The organism is Amycolatopsis nalaikhensis (assembly GCF_030264295.1).
Classification (GTDB): domain Bacteria; phylum Actinomycetota; class Actinomycetes; order Mycobacteriales; family Pseudonocardiaceae; genus Amycolatopsis; species Amycolatopsis nalaikhensis.
Map to the genome: position 1 here is coordinate 9,240,672 of NZ_CP127173.1, position 21,760 is coordinate 9,262,431.

A 21,760-nucleotide genomic window follows, 5' to 3' on the forward strand; every position below is an offset into this window, starting at 1 on the left:
CGACCACGAGATGCCGGACCACCCGCCGGCCGTGACAGTGACGACCGTCACGGTCACACCGCGGGCCCGGTCGGCATCTGGTGGGAAAGCCCCGTGCCCGCAGGAGGACCCATGGCCGCCGACCCCGCCACCGCAACGTTCGTCGAACACCGCAACCTGCTGTTCACGGTGGCGTACCAGCTGCTCGGCTCGGCCGCCGACGCCGAGGACGTGCTGCAGGAGACGTGGCTGCGCTGGGTGGGCGTCGACCACGCGGCCGTGCGGGACGAGCGCGCGTACCTGGTCCGCATCACGACGCGCCAGGCCTTGATGCGGCTGCGCGCGCTGGGCCGCCGCAAGGAGTCGTACGTGGGGCCGTGGCTGCCGGAGCCGCTGCTGACGGCGCCGGACGTCGCCGAGGACGTCGAGCTGGCCGACAGCGTGTCGATGGCGATGCTGCTGGTGCTGGAGACGCTGACCCCGGCCGAGCGGGCGGTGTTCGTGCTGCGCGAGGTGTTCGACCTGGCCTACGACGAGATCGCGGAGGCGGTGGGCAAGACCCCGGCGGCGGTCCGCCAGATCGCCCACCGCGCCCGCTCCCACGTGGCGGCCCGCCGCCCGCGCGGGCCGGTGTCCCGGTCGGCGTCCCGCGACGCGCTGGAGGCGTTTCGCCACGCGGTGGAGACGGGCGACCTCCGGGACCTGATGGCGGTCCTGGCCCCGGAGGTGGTGTTCCTCGGCGACGGCGGCGGGGTCGTCGAGGCCGTGCTCGCGCCGGTGGTGGGTGCTGTTGACGTCGCCGCCTTATTGCGGGCGGGGCTGGGCAACTTCGCTTCCGGGGCACTGGAACCGGCCCAGGTCAACGGCTACCCGGCGTTGCTGTTCCGCCGCGGCGGCGAGATCGACACGGTCCTGGCTCTTCGCATCGACGACGGACTGGTCACGGGCCTGTACGCGGTGCGGAACCCGGAGAAGCTGTCCCGACTCGACGAGGAGACGTCCCTGCGGCGCTGAGACCGGGCGAGCTGAAGGGGACGTTCGTCTCATCTGATGCGATGAAGGGCCCTTTCCTCGCATCTGATGCGAGGAAAGGGCCCTTCAGCCTGGCCGACTCGCCGTACCGACCGGTGAGCACGTCGATTCCCGTCAGTGGTGCTTTTCCTTCAGATCGGCGGCCTTCACACCCACCAGCAAAACAACCACCGCGAGCAACACGATCCCCGAGCTGATCACCAACCCCAGCGAAAGACTCCCGGTCGCCGACTGGATGAAACCCAGCAACGAAGGCGAAGCCGCCGCGGCGAAGGACCCCATCGACGTCACCACGGCAATACCGGTGGCCGCCGCCCGGTCGCTCAGGTAGATCGACGGAATCGAGTAGAACACCGTCAACCCCGAGTAGTGCGCCGCCGCCATCACGGCCAGCAGCAACACCACCACCAGGACACTTCCGCCCGAGAACGCCAGCGCCAGCATCGCCACCGCCGCCACCAGCCAGCTCAGCGCCGCGTGCCAGCGGCGCTCCAGCGTGCGGTCCGAATGGCGGCCGACCACCAGCATCACCACGATGCCGAGCAGGGGCGGGATCGCCGAGAACAGCCCCAGGTTCAGCACGTCGCCCACCCCGGCCTCGGCGATGATCCGCGGTGTCCAGTACGAGACCGCGTTGGCGAGCGTGTACGCGCCGCACGCGCACAAGCCGAGGATCCAGACCTTCGGGTCGCGCAACGCCGAGAGCATCCCGCCGTGCCGGACCGGGGACTCGCCCTTCGAACGGCGATCTTCCTCCAGGTCCGCGCGGACCAGCTCCTTCTGCGCCGGGGTCAGCCACTTCGCCTGCTCCGGCTCGTCCGCGAGGAAGAACGCCACCGCGACCGCCAGCAGGATCGGCGGGATGCCCTCGATGAGGAACAGCCACTGCCAGTCGGCCAGGCCGGCGGCGCCGCCGAGCGCGTGCATGATCCAGCCCGACACCACCGAGCCGAGCACCCCGGACACCGGGACGCCGATGAAGAACACCGCCGTCATCCGCGTGCGGCGGGCGGACGGGAACCAGCGCGAAAGCAGGTACAGCGCCCCGGGGAAGAACCCCGCTTCGGCCACGCCGAGCAGGAACCGGGCGATGTAGAACGTCGTTTCGTCGCGGACGAACAGCGTCGCGATCGTGACCACGCCCCAGGTGGCCATGATGCGCATCAGCGTCTTGCGCGCGCCGATCCGCGCCAGGAGGGCGTTGCTCGGCACCTCGAACAGGATGAACCCGACGAAGAACAGCGTGACGCCGAGGCCGTACACCGCCGAGCCGAACCCGAGGTCGCGCTTGAGGCCCTGCTGCGCGATGCCGATGTTGGTGCGGTCGATGAAGCTGACCACGTAGCAGACCACCAGCAGCGGCATCACGCGCAGCGCGATGGTCCGGTAGGTCGACGCGCGGTCGGCGACCGCGGGAGGCCGTCCGGTGACGGCGGGGTGTTCGGCCACGGCTACTCGACTCCTTCGTCCGGCGGGGCGTGCGGCAGCAGTGTCGGCATCCGGTGTTGTGTTTGTCAACACCGGATCGGCAACGGCTACGATGACCGGCATGGCGGAACGCGCGGACGGACGCGACCTGGTGCCCATCTCCGGACTCCTCTCCTACCGGCTCTCCCGCACGTCGTCGGCGATGTCGCGCAGCGCCGCGCTGCGCTACCGGCGGGAGTTCGACGTCAGCCTCGGCGAATGGCGGGCGATCGCGCTCATCGCCGCCGACCCCACTCTGACCCTCAACCGCCTCGCCCGCCGCGCCGGGCTCGACAAAGCGCAGATGAGCCGGGTGGTCAGCCGCCTCACCGAGCGCGGCCTGGTGGACCGGACGGCCGGGTCGGGCCGCACCTCCCAACTGGCCCTGACCAGCGAAGGAACCCGCGTCTACCGGGGTCTGATCGCCGCGGCCAACGAGCGTGACGCGGAGTTCCTGGCCGCGCTCACCCCCGAGGAGACCGCGACCCTGCACGGCGCGCTGGAGAAGCTGGCCGACCTGGCGCTGGCCGTCGAAGAACGGGAACGCGCCCAGCCCGATTGTTGACTTTATCAACACGCGACGGTAGACCTGGAGCCACCGAACAGGAGGTGGCCCGATGCCCGACGCCGTCACGATCTGCGAGTGCTTCGCCCGCGACGGGCTGCAGCACGAACCGGAGTTCGTGCCGACCGCGACGAAGGTCGCGCTGCTCGACGCCTTCGCCGACGCGGGTTTCCGGCGCGTCGAGGCGACCAGCTACAGCCACCCCGAGCGGGTGCCGGGCTTCTCGGACGCCTCGGACGTGCTGGCGAAGGTCCGGCGCCGCCCCGGCGTGGCGTTCAAGGCGACCTGCCCGAACCCGCGCGCGGTGCGGCGCGCCCTGGCCGACCTCGACGCCGGGCACGGCGCCGAAGAGCTGAGCCTGCTGGTCTCGGCCACGGAAAGCCACACCGAACGCAACCTGCGGACGTCGAGAGCCGGGCAGTGGGAGCGCGTCGAAGAGATGGTCGCGCTGGCCGGGGGCCGGTTCAAGCTGGTCGGCGTCGTCTCCGTCGCCTTCGGCTGCCCGTTCGAGGGCGCGGTCGACCCCGGCCGCGTCGCCGAGGACGTGGCCCGCTTCGCCGACCTCGGCGCCGACCTGGTGACCCTCGGCGACACCACCGGCGTCGCGACCCCGCCGTCGGTCCGCGCGCTGGTCCAGCGGCTGGACTCCGGGGTGCCGGTCGTCGCGCACTTCCACAACACGCGCGGCACCGGCATCGCCAACGCCGTCGCGGCCCTGGAGGCCGGCTGCCGGAACTTCGACACCGCGATGGGCGGCGTCGGCGGCCACCCCACCGCCATCAGCTACGGCGCCGGGCTCACCGGCAACGTCTGCACCGAAGACCTGGTCAGCCTGTTCGACGCGATGGGCGTCGACACCGGCATCGACCTCGACCTGCTCGCCAAGGCCTCCGCGGCCTGCGAGGAAGCGCTCGGCCGTCCGCTGCACAGCATGGTGGCCCGCGCCGGTTTCACCCCGACCCCGAACCAGGAGACCCCGTGACCGTCATCGCCGAGGACCGCGGCGCCGTCCGCGTCCTGACGCTGAACCGGCCCGAAAAGCTCAACGCCCTCGACACGGCCCTCACCCACGCCCTGAGCGACGCCTTCGCGGCCGCCGACGCCGACCGCGAAGTCCGGGCGGTCGTCCTCACCGGCGCCGGCCGCGGCTTCTGCGCGGGCGCCGACCTCGGCGAGTTCTCGTCGCTGACCCCCGGCCACGCCGACGCCGTTCTCGAGCGCGCCGCGCTGACCGCCAAACTGCAGGTCCAGGCCCGGCAGCTGCGGGTGCCCGTGGTGGCGGCCGTCCGCGGCGCCGCGGTGGGCGGTGGCGCCGGGCTCGCGATCGGCGCCGACATGGTCGTCGCCGGGACCGACCTCAAGTTCGGCTACCCCGAACTGAAGCACTCGATCGTCCCGGCGCTGGTGATGACCGGGCTCGTCCACCACCTGGGCCGCAAGCTCGCCTTCGAACTCGTCAGCACCGGGCGCCTGCTCACCGCGGCCGAAGCGTTCGAGCACGGCCTGGTCAACCGGGTCGTCGAACCCGACGAGGTACTGCCCGCCGCGCTGGAGATCGCCGAGCACTGGGCGAAGGTCGAGCCGCGGGCGATCGCCGCCGCGAAGGACCTCTTCTACCGGGTCGCGGACCTGCCGACCGACGCCGCGATGCGCGCCGGGCAGGACGTCAACGCGCTGATGCGGGGGTTCCGCGGATGACCGGCCCGCTGTCCGGGACCACCGTGCTGGACTTCTCCCGCGTGCTCGCCGCTCCCCTGGCGACGCAGGTGCTGGCCGAGCTGGGCGCCACCGTCGTCAAGGTGGAACGGCCCTCCTCCGGCGACGAGACCCGCGGCTTCGAACCCCGCCTGCCGCACGGCGAAAGCGCGTACTTCTTCGCCTTCAACCGGGGCAAGAAGTCCGTGACGCTGGACCTCAAGGACCCGCGCGGCCAAGCCGTCGCGCGACGGCTGGCGGCCCGCGCGGACGTCGTCGTCGAGAACTTCCTGCCGGGCGCGATGGACCGGATGGGCCTCGGTTACGCGGACCTGTCCGAGGGGCACCCGGAGCTGGTCTACGTGTCGGCGACCGGGTTCGGGCAGACCGGCCCGGACCGCGACCGCAAGGGCTACGACACGGTCTTCCAGGCGCTGTCCGGCGTGATGGCGATGACCGGCGAGCCGGACGGGCCGCCGTCGAAGACCGGGATTCCGGTGGCGGACCTGACTTCCGGGCTGTGGGTGGTGATCGCGGTGCTCGCCGGGCTGGCCGGACGCGCGGCGACCGGGCGCGGCCGCCACCTCGACGTGTCCATGATGGACGTCCAATTGAGCCTGCACGCGCTCAACGCGGCCCGGCTCTTCGCCCTCGGCGAGGACCCCGTGCGGACCGGCACCGAGCACCCCGGCCGGGTGCCCTCGGCGGCGTTCCAGGCCGGGGACGGCGAATGGCTGCACATCAGCGGCAGCGACCAGCACTGGGGTCCCCTGTGCACGGTCCTCGGGCTCGACGAACTGGCCGCGGACCCCGCGCTGCGGGGCAACTCCGGACGCGTCGAGCAGCGGGCCCGGGTGATGAAGGCGCTGCGCGGGGCGATCGCGCAGCACGACCGGGACGCACTGGTGAAGGAGCTGCGCGCGGCCGACGTCCCGGCGGGCGCCGTCCGTTCGGTGCGCGAGGCGCTGGCCGACCCGCACGCCGTCGCGCGCGGCGTCGTCGGCGAGTTCACCCACCCTTCGGAAGGGACGTTCCCGGCGCTGCGGACGCCGCTGCGTGAGACTGGCGGGGACGCTCCGGCGCCGGGTGTGCCGCCGCTGCTCGGCGCCGACACCGACGACGTCCTGGCGGAGCTGGGGTTCGACCCCGGCGAGATCGAGGGCCTGCGGGCCGCGGGGGTGATCCGATGACCGAGCGGGTGCACGTCGAGGTGACCGGCGGGATCGCGCACGTCGAGCTGGCCCGGCCCGAGGCCCGCAACGCCCTCGACCTGCCGATGTGCCACCAGCTGCGCGAAGCCTTCGAGTCGCTGGCCGACGACGTCCGGGTGGTGCTGCTGAGCGGGCGCGGCCCGGTGTTCTGCGCGGGCGCCGACCTCAAGGAGCGCACCGGCAAGGACGCCGCCTGGGTGCGCCGCCGCCGGGTCGCGTCCTTCGCCGCGTACTCGGCGATCGAGCAGTGCCGGGTGCCCGTCGTGGCCCTGGTGCAGGGCGCCGTCGTCGGCTCGGGCGGGGAGATCACCCTGGCCGCCGACTTCGCGATCGCCGCCGAGGGCACCGTGTTCCGGTTCCCCGAGCCGCACTGGGGTACCGTCGGCGCGACCCAGCGGCTGCAGCGCGTCATCGGCAAGCGCCGGGCCAAGGAGCTGCTGTTCACCAACCGCGCGCTCGACGCCGCCGAGGCCGCCGACCTGGGTGTCGTCACGCGCGTCGTCCCGGCCGGCCAGCTGCGCGCCGCCGGGGACGAGACGGCCGCGAGCATCGCCAAGGCGCCGCCGCTGGCCATCGCGCTCACCAAGCGCGCGGTCGACCTCGGCGCGGAGACCGACCTCGACCGCGGGATCCGCATCGAGCTGGCGGCCATCGAACAGTGCCTCGCCGACGGCGGCTGGCGCGACGGCGTCGCCCGCTTCACCGCCGGGAACGGAGAATCGTGATGACCGACCTGCGCACCGCGTGCCCGCTCACCACGCACGAGGTCCTCGCCCGCGCGGCCCTGCTCGCGCCGGACGTCGAAGCCGTCGTCACGGCGTCCGAGCGCATCACCTACGGCGAACTCGCGGACCGGGTCGCCCGCGTCCGCGCCGGGCTCGCCGCCGCCGGGATCGGCCGCGGCGACCGCGTCGGGATCTGCCTCGGCAACGGCCCGGACTGGGTGGCCCTGTTCCACGCGATCGGCGCGGTGGGCGCGGTCGTGGTGCCGGTCAACACGCGCTTCACCGCCGACGAGGTGCGTTACACCCTCGAACACGCCCGCGTGCGGACGCTGTTCGCCGCGTCCCGCGTGCTCAATGTGGACTTCGCGGCCATGCTGCGGGAAATCGGCGTCGAGTCGCTGCCCCACCTCGAGTCGGTGGTCGTCCTCGGCGACGACGTCCCTTCGTTCGCGGCGCGCTGGGAGGAGTTCCTGTCCGCCGCCGAACCACCGCCTCCGACGGGTTCGCCGGACGACATCCTGCTGGTGCAGTACACGTCCGGCACGACGTCGCGGCCGAAGGGCGTCCTGCTCACCCACCGCAGCATGTGCGCGGACGCGTTCTTCTCCGGCGCGCGGATGGGACTGCGCCCCGGCGACCGGTTCCACTCGGCGCGGCCGTTCTTCCACGTCGCCGGGAGCACGTTGTCGGTCCTCGCGTCGGCCCAGCACGCGACGACGTTGGTGACGATGCCGAAGTTCGAGCCGGAGGAAGCGTTGCGGCTGCTGGAAGTCGAGCGGTGCACGCACTTCTCCGGCAACGACACCATCGCGTTGCTGCTGCTCAACCACCCGTCCCTGAAGCAGCGCCGGTTGTCACTCCGCGGTGCGTGGGTGGCCGCGTCGCCGACAGTGATCCGGCGGGTCATCGACGAGCTGGGTGCCCGGGAATGCGTTGCCGGGTATGGGCTTTCCGAGGCGTCGCCCAACGTCGCGCAATCGGCGTGGTGGGAGCCGGAGGAAATCCGCGCGTCCGGCGCGATGGCCGTCGAACCCGGCGTCGAGGTGCGGATCCGCGCCTTCGACGGCGACCGCGACTGCGAGCCGGGCGAACCGGGCGCGGTGCTCGTGCGCGGCTGGAACGTGATGGTCGGCTACCTCGACGACCCGGTGAAGACGGCGGAGACGATCGACGCGGACGGCTGGCTCGCCACCGGCGACGTCGGCCTGCTCGACGAGACCGGGCGGTTCCACTTCACCGGCCGCACCAAGGACATCATCCGCGTCGGCGGCGAGAACGTCGCGCCGGCCGACATCGAGGACACCCTGCACCGGCACCCGTCGGTGCGGCAGGCCGCCGTCGTCGGCGTCCCGGACGCGCGACTGGTCGAGGTGCCGTTCGCGTTCGTGGTGCTCACCGAGCCCGGCGTCACCGAGGAGGAGCTGCTGGGGTGGGCGAAGGCGCGGATGGCGGGCTTCAAGGTGCCGCGGCACCTGCGGATCGTCGAGGGCTTCGAAGGCATCGGCATGACGGCCAGCTCGAAGGTGCAGAAGAACCGGCTGGCCGAGCACGCCCGGTCGTTGCTGGAGCGGGCGTGACGCGCATCGAAACGCCGGTGACCCGGCTGCTGGGGATCGACCTGCCGATCGTGCAGGCCGGGATGTCGTGGGCGTCGTCGTGCTCCGCGCTGCCGCTGGCGGTCTCGAACGCGGGCGGCCTCGGCGTGGTGGCGGCGGGCCCGATGCGACTGTCCGATTTGGACCGGACACTGTCCGAAGTGGCCGGCGGCACGGACCGGCCGTGGGCGGTCAACCTGCCGCTGTACCGCGCGGGCGCGGACGAGGTGATCGAACTGCTGCTGCGCCACCGGCCGCCGGTGCTGGTGGCGTCCCAGGGCGGGCCGCGGCGCTACCTCGACCGTTTCCACGACGTCGGGACGCGCTGCCTGCACGTCGTGGCCGGGGTGGAGCACGCGGAGAAGGCCGTCGCGGCGGGGGTCGACGGCCTGGTCGTCGTCGGCGCCGAGGCGGGCGGGCACCCGCCGCCCGCGATGGTGGCGACGTCCGTGCTGGTCCGGGCGGTGGCGCGAGCGGTGCCGTCGGTGCCGTTGGTGGCCTCGGGCGGCATCGCGGACGGCGCCGGGCTGGCCGCGGTGCTCGCGCTCGGCGCCGGAGCCGCGCAGTTCGGCACGCGGTTCCTGGCCAGCACGGAGTCGTCGGTGCACGACGCCTACAAGCAGGCGGTGCTCGACGCCGGGGTGGACGGCACCCGCACGGTGGGCCACGGCTTGGGCGTCATCCGCGTTCTGGACAACGACTTCGCCGCGCGGATGCGGTCCCTGGAGGCGTCCGGCGCCGAGGAAGAGCTGCGGCGCAAGGCGTTCCAGGCCTCGACCCTGCGTGACGCCGCGCTGCACGGCGACGTCGTCGAGGGCAAGGTCGAGGCGGGGCAGTCGGCCGGGCTGGTCGACACGCTGCTGCCCGCGGCCGAGATCGTGGCCCGGATCGTGCGGGAGTACCGGGCGGCGCGCGCCGGACTCCCGCCGATCACGTGAGCGTCACTCGGTGGCGGCCGCCGCCGCGAGGATGACCTCCGCGACGGTCTCCGGCTGCGACACCGCGACGGCGTGCGAAGCGTCGATGCGCCGCACGGTCGAGGACGCGCGCTCGGCCATGAACTCCTGGGCCTGGGCCGGGATGGCGTTGTCCTGGTTGGCGACGAGCGTCCACGAGGGCAGCTTCGTCCAGGCCGGAGTGCCCTCGAACGGGGCGGCCAGCGCCTCCTGCGCGACCGGCCGCTGGGTGACGGCGAGCGTCGCGGCGGTCTCGGCCGGGACGTCGGCGGCGAAGACCTCGGCGAAGTCCTCCGGCTTGATGGACAGCTCGGGGGCGCCGTCGTGGACGAGGACGTTCGTCGTCTCCGGGCCGAGCTTCGCGCCCGGGTAGCGGCCGGACAGCTCGAAGACGCTCTCCCCCGCTTCCGGCTGGAAGGCGGCGATGTAGACGAGGGCGCGGACGTTCGGAGTCTCGGTGGCCGCGCGGGTGATCAGGGCGCCGCCGTAGGAGTGGCCGGCCAGGACGACCGGGCCGTCGACGGCGTTGACGACGTCCTTGACGTACGCCGCGTCGGACTCCAGGCCGCGGAGCGGGTTCGCCACCGCCACGACCGGGTAGCCCTGCTCGCGCAGCTTCGCGACGACGCCGGTCCAGCTGGACGAGTCCGCGAAAGCGCCGTGGACCAGGACGATGGTGGGCTTGCTCATGGCTGGCTCCTCTGGAAGAACGATCAGTCTTTCTGTCTCCATACTCTGGTCGGTCGCGACGGCCGTGGCAATGTGATGAAGCCGATCTAGCAGAACGACCAGTCTTTCTCTATGGTGGGTGGATGAAGTCTGCCGAAGTGCACCCGAAGGACCGCCTGCTGGCGACGGCGTCCCGGTTGTTCTACGCGGAGGGCATCCACGCGGTCGGGGTCGAGCGCCTGGTGTCCGAGGCGTCGGTGACGCGGGCGACGTTCTACCGGCACTACCCGACGAAGGACGACCTGGTCGCGGCGTACTTGACGGAGACGAGCCGCCGCATCCGCGAGGCGGTCGACGAGGCTCGCGCGGGCAAGCCCCCACGCGAGGCACTGGTATCGACGTTGGCGGTGGTGGGCGACGCGACGTGCGGCGAGGACTTCCGAGGCTGCCAGTTCCTCAACGCGGCGGCGGAGTACCCGGACCCGGAATCCCAGGTCCGCAAGGTGATCGACGACCACCGGCAGTGGTTCTTCTCGGTGTTGCGCGCCGAGGCGGAGGAGGTGGGCCACCCGGAGCCCGACCACGCGGCGAGGGTGCTGATCCTGTTGCGAGACGGAGCGCTCCACGGCGGCGAGCTGGACGACGCGAAGACGGTCCGGGAGACGTTGCGGCGCGCGGTGGAGGAGTACTTCCCGGCCTGAGCCCAAGCGCCCCAATGTGGCCTTCGGTGCGTGAGACGCAACCAAGGCGGCCTTCGGTGCGTCAGACGCAACCAAGGCCGCCTTGGGGCGCTTGGGCTCGGACGGCACGGGCGGCTTCCCCTCCCCTCTCCCCTGGCGTGCTGGAATGAGTCCCGTGTCGTCCGCTCTGCCCGAAGATCCCCTCCCCCGCGTCGTGCGGCCGCGCGCTCTCCTCTTCGTGCTGCCCGCCGCCGGGCGGCGGTGGTCTGCCGGGCTCCGGGCCGCGGCCGCCGTCGCCCTTCCCGGCGCCCTCCTCGCCCTCACCGGCCACGCCGACGTCGCCCTCTTCGTCACCTTCGGCGCCTTCGCCGTCCTCTACGGCGAAGGCCGCCCCTACCGCGTCCGCGCCCGGGTCGTCCTCACCGCCGGTCTCCTCCTGCTGCTCGCCGCGGCCCTCGGCACCGCGGTCGGCCGCACGATTCCGTCCTCGGTCGCCGTCATCGTCGTGGTCACCGCCGTGGCGATGATCGCCGTCTACGTCGTCGACTCCCTGCGGCTCGGCCCGCCCGGTGCGCTCTTCTTCGCCCTCGTCTGCGGTGGTGCGATGGTCGCCACCGAAGCCGGGGCCCACCCCGCGGCCCTGCTCGCCTGCACCGCTGCGGGCGCTGTCTCCTCCGCCGTCGTCTCGATGGCCGGTTTCCTCGCCGACCGGACCAAGCCGGAACGCACCGCCGTCGAACGCGCCGTCCGCGCCGTCGACACCTTCGCGACGGCCGACAACCCCAGCGCCGAAACCCGGCACGCCGCGGGCGCCGCCATCTCGGCCGCCTGGAACGCCGTCCACGACGCGGGCCGCCGCCCGGCACTCACGAACACCCTGATCACCGCGCACCGCCGCTTCGCCGACGCCACCGGCACCCCGCCCGCCCTCGACGAGACCGCCCCGCGCGCCGCCCTGCCGCTCCCCCGCCCCGGCGTCCGGTACCGGCTGCGCCGCGCGGCGACCCTCCGCTCCCACTCGACGGTGACGGCGCTGCGCGTCGGCGGCACCTGCGCCGTCGCCGGGAGCCTCAGCGCCGCGCTCGGGCTCGGGCGGCCGCACTGGGCCGTCCTCACCGCCCTCGTCGTCCTGCAGCAGGGCACCGACCGCGTCCACGCCAACGTCCGCGGCCTGCAGCGCTTCGCCGGGACCGCCGTCGGCCTCGGCCTGTTCGCCGTGCTCGTCCAGCTCGGGTCGTCCGGGCTCGTCGTCGTCGCCATCGTCGCCGTCCTGCAGTTCTGCATCGAGCTGTTCGTCGCGCGCAATTACGCCGTCGCCGTCGTCTTCATCACGCCGGTGGCGCTGCTCGCCGGGGGTGCCGCGGTGGCCGGACCGGTCATTCGCGACCGGTTGGTGGAGACCGTGCTCGGCGTCGCGCTCGCCGTGCTGTCGCAGTACCTCGTCGCGCCGAACGCGCACCGGACGACGTTCCGCTGGACCGAATCCCGCGTCCGCGAAGCCGCGTTGACGCTCCTCCGCGACCCCGTGATGCCCCTGCGCCGCGACCTGCAGTTCGAGCTCGAGGGCACCACGCGCGCGGCGATCGACTCGGCGCACAACGACCTCGGCTGGCTGCGCCCGCGCTGGCCCGCGCACGCCGCCCTCGTCCACCACGGTTACGACCTGCTCGCGGCCTGCTGGGCGCCGCCACCCCTCGACGTCGACGCGTGGACGCGGGTGTTCCAGTCACCTGCGCAAACCCGGCAGAACTAGGCCGAACGGGTTACCTTCGAAACCACGGAAGGTGACGGAGGTCCGGCATGGCTGCTCCCGACGCGTCCCGCGTCCCGGCGTGGGTCGACCCGATGCTGGCCAAGGCCGACGGCGGCCGCCTGCGCAGCGGCCCCGAATGGACGTACGAGTACAAACTGGACGGCTACCGCGCGGCGATGCGGATCGCCCCGGACGGCACCACCGTGCTCACCAGCCGCAACAACATCGACTTCACCGACGAGTTCGCCGAGCTCGCGGGCGTGCTCGCGCCCGCGCTCGACGGCCGGGCGGCCTACCTCGACGGCGAAGTCGTCGTCTACGGCGAAGACGGCCGCATCGACTTCGAACTGATGCAGGAACGGCGCGGCCGCTACGTCCGGCACCAGACCGCGGGCCGGGACAAGCCGTTCGACGACCTCCCGGTCCGGTTCCTGGCCTTCGACCTGTTGCGACTCGGCGATCAGACACTGCTCACGACGCCCTACGACGAGCGGCGGCGGTTGCTGGCCGGGCTGCCGATGCCCGACCCGTACCGCGTCTCGGTGGTCCGCGCGGTGACGTTCGACGAGCTCGCCGCCGACCGCCGCACCCCCGACGACTTCCTCAAGCACGCCGCGGCCGCCGGGTACGAGGGCGTCGTCGCGAAGCTGCGCAACTCCGCGTACGTGCCCGGGCAACGGCCGGACTCCTGGCTCAAGCACCCGCTGATCCGGACGCAGGAGGTGATCATCTGCGGGTGGCGGCCCGGTCAGCGCAGCTTCACCGGCACGCTCGGCGGGCTGCTGCTCGGCGCGCACGACCCGGAGACGGGCGACCTCGTCTACATCGGCGACGTCGGCACCGGCTTCAGCCAGGCCGCCCGCGCGGACCTGCAGGCGCAGCTCGAAGCGCTGGAACGGCGCACCCACCCGTTCGTCACGATGCCGCCGCGCGAGGACACCGTCCGCGCCCGCTGGGTGGAGCCGCGGCTGGTCGGCGAGATCGTCTACCGGCAGTTCACCCGCGCCGGCCGCGTCCGCCACACGGCGTGGCGCGGGCTGCGGCACGACAAGAAGCCCGGCGACGTCGTCGCGCCGCGCGCGGTGCCGCGCGAACCCGCGCCCGCGCCACCGCCGTCCGGGCAGCGGATCACCGTGCAGGCCGGGAACCGGCGGCTCACCCTGTCCAATTTGGACAAGGTGCTGTACCCGGCGGACGGGTTCACCAAGGGCGAGGTGATCAACTACTACTCGCGCGTCGCGCCGGTGCTGCTGCCGCACCTCGCCGGGCGCCCGGTGACGTTCATCCGCTACCCCGACGGCGTGACCGGCGAGAAGTGGTTCGAGAAGAACGTCCCGAACGGCGCGCCGTCGTGGCTCCGGACGGTCCGGTTGCCCAGCACGGGATCGCGCGGCGGCGGCGACAGCATCGACTACGCGCTGCTCGACGACCTCCCGGCGCTGGTGTGGGCGGCGAACATGGCGGCGCTGGAGCTGCACGTTCCCCAGTGGACGGTGGACGGCGGCACGGACCGGCTGGTGTTCGACCTCGACCCGGGCCCGGGCACCACGATCGTCGAGTGCGCCCGCGTCGCCGAACGCCTGCACGACATCCTGGTCGCCGACGGGCTGACGCCGTACGCGAAGACGTCGGGCTCCAAGGGGATGCAGCTGTACTGCGGCATCCGAACGGACGACCCGGCGGCGCCGTCGGCGTACGCGAAGCGGCTCGCGCAGCGCCTGGCGCGCGAGACGCCGGAGTCGGTGACGGCGGTGATGGCCAAGGCGCAGCGCACGGGCCGGGTGTTCATCGACTGGAGCCAGAACAACCCGGCGAAGACGACGGTGGCACCGTATTCATTGCGCGGCCGCGACCACCCGACGGTCTCGACCCCGGTGACGTGGCCGGAGGTCCGCGCGTGCGAGCACGTGAGTCACTTGAGGTTCACGGCGGAGGAGGTCCTGGACCGCCTCGACGACCACGGCGACCTCCTCGCCGGACTCTGCGACGACGCGGTGCCGTTGCCTTAGCGGCGTTGGAGGAGTCGCCGGGCCTTGCCGACGAGGCCGTGGAGGAGGCTGGCGGGGGATTTCTTGTCGGCGGAGTCCGGCGGCGTGGGGGCCGGTTGCGACGGCTGCTCGGGTTCGGCATCCGGCCGCGCTGGCGCGGAGGTCTGTGGTGCCGCAGCGGCCTCCCGCGGCGAAGCTGATCGCTTGGCATTCGGCCGCGCCGGCGCGGACCCAGCCGACTCCCGCGAAGGCGGCAGCTCCGGCTTGGCCGCACCTTCCGGCCGCTCAGGCGGGGAAGGTCGCGGCGCGGCAGGCGCTTTCGGCTGCGAAGGCGATCCTCCCGCCCCAGGCATCGCCGCCGCCGGGACACGCGGCTCCGCGACCTCCCGCGGCGCCGGGATCTCCCCCGCCACACTCCCCGAATCCGGCGCCCTACCATCCTCGCGACCACGCGCCGCCAGCATCTGCGGCGTCACCGCCGGTGTCATCAATGGCGTATGGGCCGCGTCGGCGTTCGGCCGCGCCGGTTCCCGCGCCTCCGGGTACCGCCCCAGCGGGTCACCCGACACGTGGCGGCCCCTCAGCAAACCCACGCACCCCACCAGCCCGACCAGACCGAGCAGTCCCCACCACGCCGTCATGACGGTCTCCCTTCCTCCGGCCCCGGATATCCGCCCACCGCCGGGACAACCGGAGCGTTACCCGGGTGGGTGACACCCTCACCCCAGCTGCGGCACATCGCCCGGGAAGGAGATCGGCAGCTCGTACAGCCCGCGCGCCGTGCGGCCGCCCGCCAGCCAGCCGTGGAAGTAGATGTGCCCGTCCACCACGTCGGCTCCGCCCGGGGCGTCGACCTTGCCGCCGAGGAGGTCCGTCGACAGGAACTGCGCGTCGGCCTTCACGTACGGGCCCGTCGGCGTCGGTGCCGACGCGTAACCCGTGTGGTAGCCCGAACTCTGGAACGTGTCCGCCGAGTAGAACAGCAGGTAGCGGCTCGCCGTCTTCACCACCGACGGCGCCTCGACGACCGCCTTCTCCGACGTCAGGTCCGCCCGCAGCACCTCGGTGCGCGGACCGGAAAGCGTGCGGCCGTCCGCTTGCAGCTTCTGCGCCCAGATCGCGGCCGGTGCCCCGCTCGCCGCGCCGTCGCTCTTGTAGAACAGGTAACGGGTCCCGTCCGCGTCGACGAACGTCTGCGGGTCGATGTCGCCGTGGTCCTCGGGCACGCACACCAGCGGCCGGTCGCCTGCCGGGGTGAACGGGCCTTCCGGCTTCGGCGCCGTCGCCGCGCCGAGGCACATCTCGCCACCCGCCGTCTGCGCGGCCGCGAAGTACAGCACGAACGTCCCGTCCGCGAGCTGCGTGACGTCCGGGGCCCAGAACCCGCCGTCCGGTTTCGCCCACGCGGGCACCGCTCCCAGCGCGTCGCCGGCGATCCGCCACGGCCCTTCCGGCGCCGTCGCGCTCGCCAGCGGGATCCGGCCGGACCCCGTGCTCGTCGAGTACGCGAAATAGCCGCCTGCGGTCTTGACGACGTCCGGGTCGGGGAAGTCCCGGTCGATCATCAGCCGCGGCGCGCTCGCGGCCGCCGCCTGCGGGCACACCGAGAACGCGGTCAAGACGGCGATGACGGGAACGAACAGCGCGTGCTTCAAGCCCATGCCCGATTCTGGGGACGCCGCAACGGTTTCGGCAACGGCGGGCCGCCGCCGTCACCGGGAAGCGTGGACTTGGCCCGCGCGCCCGGATCGGGTGGATTGGACCGCTCGCGGCGGGGTAGCCGCCGGTCCATGCACGCAACGAGCGGACGGGGTGCGCACCGCGCCGGGCACGCCGTCGGCGAGGCCGAGGGCGCCGCCGCCCGGCAGGAAAAACCGTTGGGCACGCCGGGAAAGCCGCTCGACCGGCGCTCGGCGTTCTTCACCGGCATGACGGCGGCCGCCGGGGTGGCCGTCACGATCGGGGTCGCCGAGGTCGTGCTCGCCGCCTCCGACGTGCTGCTCCTGATCGGCATCGCGTTCTTCCTCGCCGTCGGCCTCGAACCCGTCACCGGACGGCTCGCGCGCCGCATGCCCCGGGTGCTCGCTGCCGGCGTGGTCGTCCTCGCCGGACTCGCGGTCCTCGGTTCGGTCATCGCCGCCGCGGCCGTTCCGCTGGCCGAGCAGGCCACGCAGCTACGTGCCGGCGCGCCGCGCTACCTGGCGATGCTGCGCGACCCCAGCACGGTGCTCGGCCACGTCGGCCGGCTCTTCGACGTCGAGGCCGCCGTCCGGTCCGTCCACCTCGCCGACGTCGCGAAGTCGGCCGCCGGGCTGCTCGGCGACGCCGTGGTCGTCGTCGTGCTCGCGACCTACTTCGCCGCCGACTTCCCGCGCATGCGCACGGCCCTCTACCGGCTGGCCCCGCGGTCGCGGCGGCCGCGGGTGATCCCGATCGGCGACGCGGTTTTCCGGAAAGTCGGCGCGTACCTCGTCGGCAACGTCGTGGTGTCGCTGATCGCGGGCGTGGCGGCGCTCGCGTGGCTGTGGGCCTTCGGCGTGCCCTACCCGTTGGTGCTGGCCGTGCTCGTCGCGGTGCTCGACCTCGTCCCGGTGGCGGGCTCGATCGCGGCGGGCGTCGGCACCAGCCTGGTCGCGCTGACGGTTTCGGTGCCGGTCGGGCTCGCCACCGCGGGCTTCTTCGTCGCCTACCGGCTGGTCGAGGACTACGTTCTGCTGCCGAAGGTCGTCGGCCGCGCCGTCCGGGTGCCCGCGCTGGTCACGGTCGTCGCGGTGCTGCTCGGGTTCGCGCTGCTGGGCGTGGTCGGCGCGTTCGTGGCGGTGCCGGTCGCGGCCGCGGTCCTGCTGGTGGTGCGGGAGGTGGCGGTGCACCGGCTCGACCGGACGTGAACCGGCCGCGCGCGGACCCACCACCCAGGGTCGCCCTCCGTCATCCGGACGTGGGCCACCCGGTCTCGATCGAGGGGGCCGGGCCGGGAGCGGACCACCCCGCGCAAGAGCGTCGCTGGGCCAGACGGGCACCGACGGTGCGGCGCGAGTGACTTCCCTTGTCCCGCCGAAACCCCCCGCACTAGCGTCGAACGCGGAGGGGAGTTCACCGGAGTGCCCGGAGTTCCCCTTGCCCGCCAAGGAAAAACGACGAGGAGCTCGCTGATGACCGCTCTCGACCAGCCCGTGGCCCGCACCGCGTACCAGCAGTCGGTCGCCGACTACTGGAACGCGGAAAAGGATCCGGTGAACCTCCGGCTGGGCGACGTCGACGGTCTGTACCACCACCACTACGGGCTCGGCGACTACGACCCGGCGGTCCTCGAAACCCCGGAGTCCCGGCGGGACGAAGCCATCATCGCGGAAATGCACCGGCTGGAAACCGCGCAGGCGGACGTCCTGCTCGACCACCTCGGCCCGATCGCGCCGTCCGACCGGCTGCTGGACGCCGGGTGCGGGCGCGGCGGCACCAGCGTCATGGCGCACCTGCGCTTCGGCTGCCAGGTGGACGGAATCTCCATCTCCGAGCAGCAGGTCGGGTTCGCGAACGACCACGTGCGGCGGCGCGGCATCGACGGCTCGGTGCGCTACCACCTGCGCAACATGCTCGACACGGGCTTCGAAACCGCGGCGTTCCAAGGCATCTGGAACAACGAGAGCACGATGTACGTCGACCTGCACGACCTGTTCGCCGAACACGCGCGGCAGCTGAAGCCGGGCGGCCGGTACGTCACCATCACCGGGTGCTACAACGACGTCACCGGCGGCCGGTCCCGCGCGGTGAGCCAGATCGACCAGCACTACATCTGCAACATCCACGCGCGCGGCGACTACTTCAAGGCGTTGTCGGCCAACGGTTTCGTGCCGATCAACGTCGTCGACCTGACGGCCGCGACGATCCCGTACTGGGAGCTGCGGGCGAAGTCGTCGGTCGCCACCGGCATCGAGCAGCCGTTCCTGACGGCCTACCGCGAGGGCAGCTTCCACTACCTGCTCATCGCCGCCGACCGCGTCTGAGCCGGGCGGGTGACGAGGGAGGACACGATGACCGAGTGTCCACAGTGGAGCATCGGCGGCGCCGGGCTCGCCGGGCCGTTCGGCCTCGGGACCTCGGCGGCGCGGATCGCCACGCAGTTCGCGCCGGCACCCGGGCCGGACCCGGCGTACGCGTACCTGCCGTGGGGTGACGGCAGCGCGCCGCCGTTGTACTGCCCGGTGGTGGGCCGCGTCGACGACGCCCTCGCCGCGGAGGTGGACCGGCGGCTGGTCAACTGGGCGGCCGGCTGCGGGTTCACCGGCAAGGGCCTCGACCAGATCGCCGGCGCCGGGTTCGGCAGGCTGGTGATGCTCGCCCACCCCGACTGCGACGACCCGGACCGGCTGCTGGTCGCGGCGCAGCTCAACGCGGTCTGGTGGGCGGCGGACGACTACTACGCCGACGACAGCACGCTGGGCGCGGCGCCCACCGAGCTGCCGCCGCGCCTGGCGCTCGTCATGGCGGCGATGGACCCGGTCGCGCCGGCCGGGGAGTTCACCGCGCCGCTGGAGGAGGCGTTGCGGGCGGACCCGATCCTGGTCGGGCTCAACTCCGCGATCGACCACCTGGGCCGCCACGGTTCCCCCGTGCTGGTGCAGCGGGTCTGCTACGCGACGTTCTCGATGTTCGTCAGCTGGGACGCCTACGCGGCGTGGCGCCACACCGGCCGCTACCCGCCGGCGTGGGAGTACCTGGCGGCCCGCCAGCACGACAGCTTCTACACGTCGATGACGCTGGTCGACGCGGTCGGCGGGTACGAGCTGGCGGCGCCGTTCTACTACGACCCGCGCGTGCGGGAGGCGATGATGCGGGCCGGCACGGCGTCGGTGCTCGTCAACGACCTGCATTCGGTGGCCAAGGACGCGGCGGACGAGAAACCGGTCTGCAACATGGTCCTGCAGATCGCCGCCGACCGGGGCTGCCCGGTCGAGGAGGCGGTCGAGGCCACCGTCGAGCTGCACAACAAGATCGTCCACGAGTTCGAGGACGGCCACCGGGAGCTGCTGGCCGTGCCGTCGCCGGAGCTGCAGCGCTTCCTCGTGGGTGTCCGTTCCTGGATGGGTGGCGGCTTCACCTGGCACGCCACCAATCCCCGTTACCAGTGATTGGGGTTTTCGCTGTGACTGTCACCGACCCGGTGGATGCCGAGCAGGCGCCCTCGAGCCTGGGCCGGGCCGCGGCCCGGACACTGGCCACCACGACCAAGTCGGTCCCGCAGATGCAGGGCATCTCCTCCCGCTGGCTGCTCAAACTGCTGCCCTGGGTCGAAGTCTCCGGCGGCGCCTACCGCGTCAACCGCCGCCTCTCCTACGCCGTCGGCGACGGCCGCGTCACCTTCACCACCACCGGCACCGACGTCCGCGTCATCCCACCCGAACTCGGCGAACTCGCCCCCCTGCGCGGCTACGACGACGAAGACGTCCTCACCGAACTCGCGGGCCGGTTCACCCAGCACGAATACGCCCCCGGCGACGCGCTGGTCGAATTCGGCTCCCCCGCCGACCAGGTCTTCCTCATCGCCCACGGCAAAATCACCAAAACCGGCACCGGCGCCTACGGCGACCAAACCACCCTCGGCACCCTGGCCGACGGCGACCACTTCGGCGAAACCGCCCTGATCGACCCCGACGGCATCTGGGAATTCACCGCCAAAGCCGTCACCACCTGCACCGTCCTCACCCTCCCCCGCACCGCCTTCGACGACCTCCTCACCCGCTCCGACACCCTCCAAGCCCATCTCGAGCGCTACCGGGCCCGCGGCTCCGCGGCCAGCAACGACCACGGCGAAGCCGAAATCTCCCTCGCCTCCGGCCACGACGGCGAACCCGTCCTGCCCGCCACCTTCGTCGACTACGAAACCCAACCCCGGGAATACGAACTCTCCGTCGCCCAAACCGTCCTGCGCGTCCACTCCCGCGTCGCCGACCTCTACAACCAGCCCATGAACCAGATCGAACAACAACTCCGCCTCACCATCGAAGCCCTACGCGAACGCCAAGAACACGAACTGATCAACAACCCCGACTTCGGGCTCCTGCACAACGCCGACTTCGCCCAGCGCATCCCCACCCGCACCGGCCCACCCACCCCCGACGACCTCGACGAACTCCTCACCCTGGTCTGGAAAGACCCCGCCTTCTTCCTCGCCCACCCCACCACCATCGCCGCCTTCGGCCGCGAATGCACCAAAGCCGGCCTCTACCCCGACGCCGTCGACCTCGGCGGCCACCACGTCCCCGCCTGGCGCGGCATCCCCCTCCTGCCCTGCAACAAAATCCCCGTCACCGACACCCGCACCAGCTCCATCCTGCTCATGCGCACCGGCGAACACACCCAAGGCGTCGTCGGCCTCCACCAAACCGGCCTCCCCGACGAATACCAACCCGGCCTCAACGTCCGCTTCATGGGCATCAACGACCAAGCCCTCATCTCCTACCTCGTCTCCGCCTACTACTCCGCCGCCGTCCTCGTCCCCGACGCCCTCGCCATCCTCGACAACGCCGAACTCGGCCGGGAGGGCTGAGCCGGGCACGAGTTCACGCCCCGGGTTCGCGGATTCCGCGACCTGGGGCGTTGGCGCGCCGTCACACGAGTCCGGCCGCGGTCAGTCCTCCGCGTCCTCGGCGGGAAACTCCGGCGGAGCCTGCAGATCATGGGCGCGGAACAGCACAGCATGCTCAACACCCATGGCTTTCCCGCACATAGCGGCAAATTGCGGAATGAAGTCAGCCGGAGCAGGGTGATCAGGAAGCGCGGCCAGATACGCGGCATGAGCCTCAAGCGAGGCAACCCCAAGCCGCAACGGCTCCCCGGTCACATCGACCCCATGGGTAGCACCCGAACCCGGCAAACCTGGAACGATGTACCACCGCGGCGAGTGCGGCTCGAGGCCCTCCTCGGAGACCTGTTCCGGGAACACCCACCGATTCCCGGCATCCCGCAACGCATCCAGCGTCGCGAGCCCAGCCGCGCGATGGTCAGCCTGGTCGAAACCAAACGGCGTCTCCACGTCATACCCGACACCGAGCACGACGTCCGGCTTGAAGCGGCGAATCTCCCGGCAGATATCCCGACGCAAGTCGAGCCCGTAGACCAGCACCCCGTCCGGGTGCTCGAGCACCGTCAGGTGCGACACCCCGACCACGTCGCAAGCGGCCCGCTGCTCGGCGACGCGCAGGCGGGCCGTCTCCTCGGGTGGGTTCGGCATGCCCGCCTCGCCTCGGGTGAGCAGCAGGTAACCGACCTCGATGCCCGCCGCCGTCCAGCGGGCCACCGCTGCCGATGTTCCGTACTCCATGTCGTCCGGGTGGGCGACCACGCACAGCACGCGGCGGAACGACTCCTCGGGCAGGGCGGGCAGCGGTGTCATACCCGACATCCTGACAGACCTCGGGCGTCGTAGTCGTCACTACAAACTTGCA

19 protein-coding genes are annotated in these 21,760 nt (G+C 72.4%); 15 read left to right on the plus strand and 4 right to left on the minus strand.

The window, feature by feature from the left end:
* Positions 1-111 precede the first annotated feature (111 nt).
* Positions 112-993 carry an RNA polymerase sigma-70 factor gene (locus QP939_RS44865; RefSeq protein WP_285452927.1) on the plus strand — a complete coding sequence of 294 codons (882 nt, stop codon included), beginning with the start codon at positions 112-114 and terminating at the stop codon, positions 991-993.
* Between the two features lie 132 nt (positions 994-1,125).
* Here the strand turns inward: QP939_RS44865 and QP939_RS44870 are convergent, their stop codons facing one another.
* Positions 1,126-2,460: an MFS transporter gene (locus tag QP939_RS44870; RefSeq protein WP_285452928.1), complete on the minus strand. Its 1,335-nt coding sequence runs from the start codon at positions 2,458-2,460 to the stop codon at positions 1,126-1,128.
* A gap of 100 nt (positions 2,461-2,560) precedes the next feature.
* Between QP939_RS44870 and QP939_RS44875 the strand changes: the two genes are divergently transcribed.
* From QP939_RS44875 to QP939_RS44905, 7 genes are read left to right on the plus strand one after another with little or no spacing between them, the layout of a single operon-like run.
* Entirely contained in the window at positions 2,561-3,043 is a 483-nt protein-coding gene (locus tag QP939_RS44875; RefSeq protein WP_285452929.1) for a MarR family winged helix-turn-helix transcriptional regulator, read from the plus strand.
* A gap of 52 nt (positions 3,044-3,095) precedes the next feature.
* The gene (locus tag QP939_RS44880) at positions 3,096-4,025 is read left to right on the plus strand and encodes a hydroxymethylglutaryl-CoA lyase (protein ID WP_285452930.1); all 930 of its coding nucleotides are present in this window, start codon (positions 3,096-3,098) and stop codon (positions 4,023-4,025) included.
* Positions 4,022-4,741 carry an enoyl-CoA hydratase/isomerase family protein gene (locus QP939_RS44885; protein WP_285452931.1) on the plus strand — a complete coding sequence of 240 codons (720 nt, stop codon included), beginning with the start codon at positions 4,022-4,024 and terminating at the stop codon, positions 4,739-4,741. Before QP939_RS44880 ends, QP939_RS44885 begins: the two co-directional genes overlap by 4 nt.
* A complete protein-coding gene (locus QP939_RS44890) occupies positions 4,738-5,928 on the plus strand; it encodes a CaiB/BaiF CoA transferase family protein (RefSeq protein WP_285452932.1) in 1,191 nt (396 codons plus the stop codon). Before QP939_RS44885 ends, QP939_RS44890 begins: the two co-directional genes overlap by 4 nt.
* Positions 5,925-6,674, plus strand: a complete 750-nt coding sequence (locus tag QP939_RS44895; RefSeq protein ID WP_285452933.1) for an enoyl-CoA hydratase/isomerase family protein — start codon at positions 5,925-5,927, stop codon at positions 6,672-6,674. The genes QP939_RS44890 and QP939_RS44895 overlap by 4 nt, the downstream gene beginning before the upstream one ends.
* Positions 6,674-8,251 carry an AMP-binding protein gene (locus QP939_RS44900; RefSeq protein WP_285452934.1) on the plus strand — a complete coding sequence of 526 codons (1,578 nt, stop codon included), beginning with the start codon at positions 6,674-6,676 and terminating at the stop codon, positions 8,249-8,251. The genes QP939_RS44895 and QP939_RS44900 overlap by 1 nt, the downstream gene beginning before the upstream one ends.
* On the plus strand, positions 8,248-9,207 hold the full coding sequence (locus tag QP939_RS44905; RefSeq protein WP_285452935.1) for an NAD(P)H-dependent flavin oxidoreductase: 960 nt from the start codon (positions 8,248-8,250) through the stop codon (positions 9,205-9,207). Before QP939_RS44900 ends, QP939_RS44905 begins: the two co-directional genes overlap by 4 nt.
* A 3-nt stretch (positions 9,208-9,210) precedes the next feature.
* On the opposite strand, the gene QP939_RS44910 is transcribed toward QP939_RS44905, so the two are convergent.
* Entirely contained in the window at positions 9,211-9,915 is a 705-nt protein-coding gene (locus QP939_RS44910; protein ID WP_285452936.1) for an alpha/beta fold hydrolase, read from the minus strand.
* A 122-nt stretch (positions 9,916-10,037) separates the two neighbouring features.
* On the opposite strand from QP939_RS44910, the gene QP939_RS44915 reads away from it, so the two are divergent.
* From QP939_RS44915 to ligD, 3 genes are all read left to right on the plus strand, one after another.
* Complete coding sequence (locus QP939_RS44915; protein ID WP_285452937.1) at positions 10,038-10,595, plus strand: TetR/AcrR family transcriptional regulator; 558 nt, start codon at positions 10,038-10,040, stop codon at positions 10,593-10,595.
* A gap of 154 nt (positions 10,596-10,749) precedes the next feature.
* The gene (locus QP939_RS44920) at positions 10,750-12,327 is read left to right on the plus strand and encodes an FUSC family protein (RefSeq protein ID WP_285452938.1); all 1,578 of its coding nucleotides are present in this window, start codon (positions 10,750-10,752) and stop codon (positions 12,325-12,327) included.
* A gap of 47 nt (positions 12,328-12,374) precedes the next feature.
* The gene (gene ligD / locus QP939_RS44925) at positions 12,375-14,336 is read left to right on the plus strand and encodes a DNA ligase D (protein WP_285452939.1); all 1,962 of its coding nucleotides are present in this window, start codon (positions 12,375-12,377) and stop codon (positions 14,334-14,336) included.
* Positions 14,337-15,034: 698 nt separating this feature from the next.
* Here ligD and QP939_RS44930 read toward each other — a convergent pair.
* The gene (locus tag QP939_RS44930) at positions 15,035-15,976 is read right to left on the minus strand and encodes a glycoside hydrolase family 43 protein (RefSeq protein ID WP_285452940.1); all 942 of its coding nucleotides are present in this window, start codon (positions 15,974-15,976) and stop codon (positions 15,035-15,037) included.
* Between the two features lie 129 nt (positions 15,977-16,105).
* Between QP939_RS44930 and QP939_RS44935 the strand changes: the two genes are divergently transcribed.
* From QP939_RS44935 to QP939_RS44950, 4 genes are all read left to right on the plus strand, one after another.
* The gene (locus tag QP939_RS44935) at positions 16,106-17,203 is read left to right on the plus strand and encodes an AI-2E family transporter (RefSeq protein WP_285452941.1); all 1,098 of its coding nucleotides are present in this window, start codon (positions 16,106-16,108) and stop codon (positions 17,201-17,203) included.
* Between the two features lie 264 nt (positions 17,204-17,467).
* Positions 17,468-18,319, plus strand: a complete 852-nt coding sequence (locus QP939_RS44940) for a geranyl diphosphate 2-C-methyltransferase (protein ID WP_285452942.1) — start codon at positions 17,468-17,470, stop codon at positions 18,317-18,319.
* Positions 18,320-18,346: 27 nt separating this feature from the next.
* A complete protein-coding gene (locus QP939_RS44945) occupies positions 18,347-19,444 on the plus strand; it encodes a family 2 encapsulin nanocompartment cargo protein terpene cyclase (RefSeq protein WP_285452943.1) in 1,098 nt (365 codons plus the stop codon).
* A gap of 14 nt (positions 19,445-19,458) precedes the next feature.
* Complete coding sequence (locus QP939_RS44950) at positions 19,459-20,862, plus strand: family 2B encapsulin nanocompartment shell protein (protein ID WP_285452944.1); 1,404 nt, start codon at positions 19,459-19,461, stop codon at positions 20,860-20,862.
* Between the two features lie 81 nt (positions 20,863-20,943).
* Here the strand turns inward: QP939_RS44950 and QP939_RS44955 are convergent, their stop codons facing one another.
* Complete coding sequence (locus QP939_RS44955; RefSeq protein ID WP_285452945.1) at positions 20,944-21,717, minus strand: PIG-L deacetylase family protein; 774 nt, start codon at positions 21,715-21,717, stop codon at positions 20,944-20,946.
* Between the last annotated feature and the right edge of the window lie 43 nt (positions 21,718-21,760).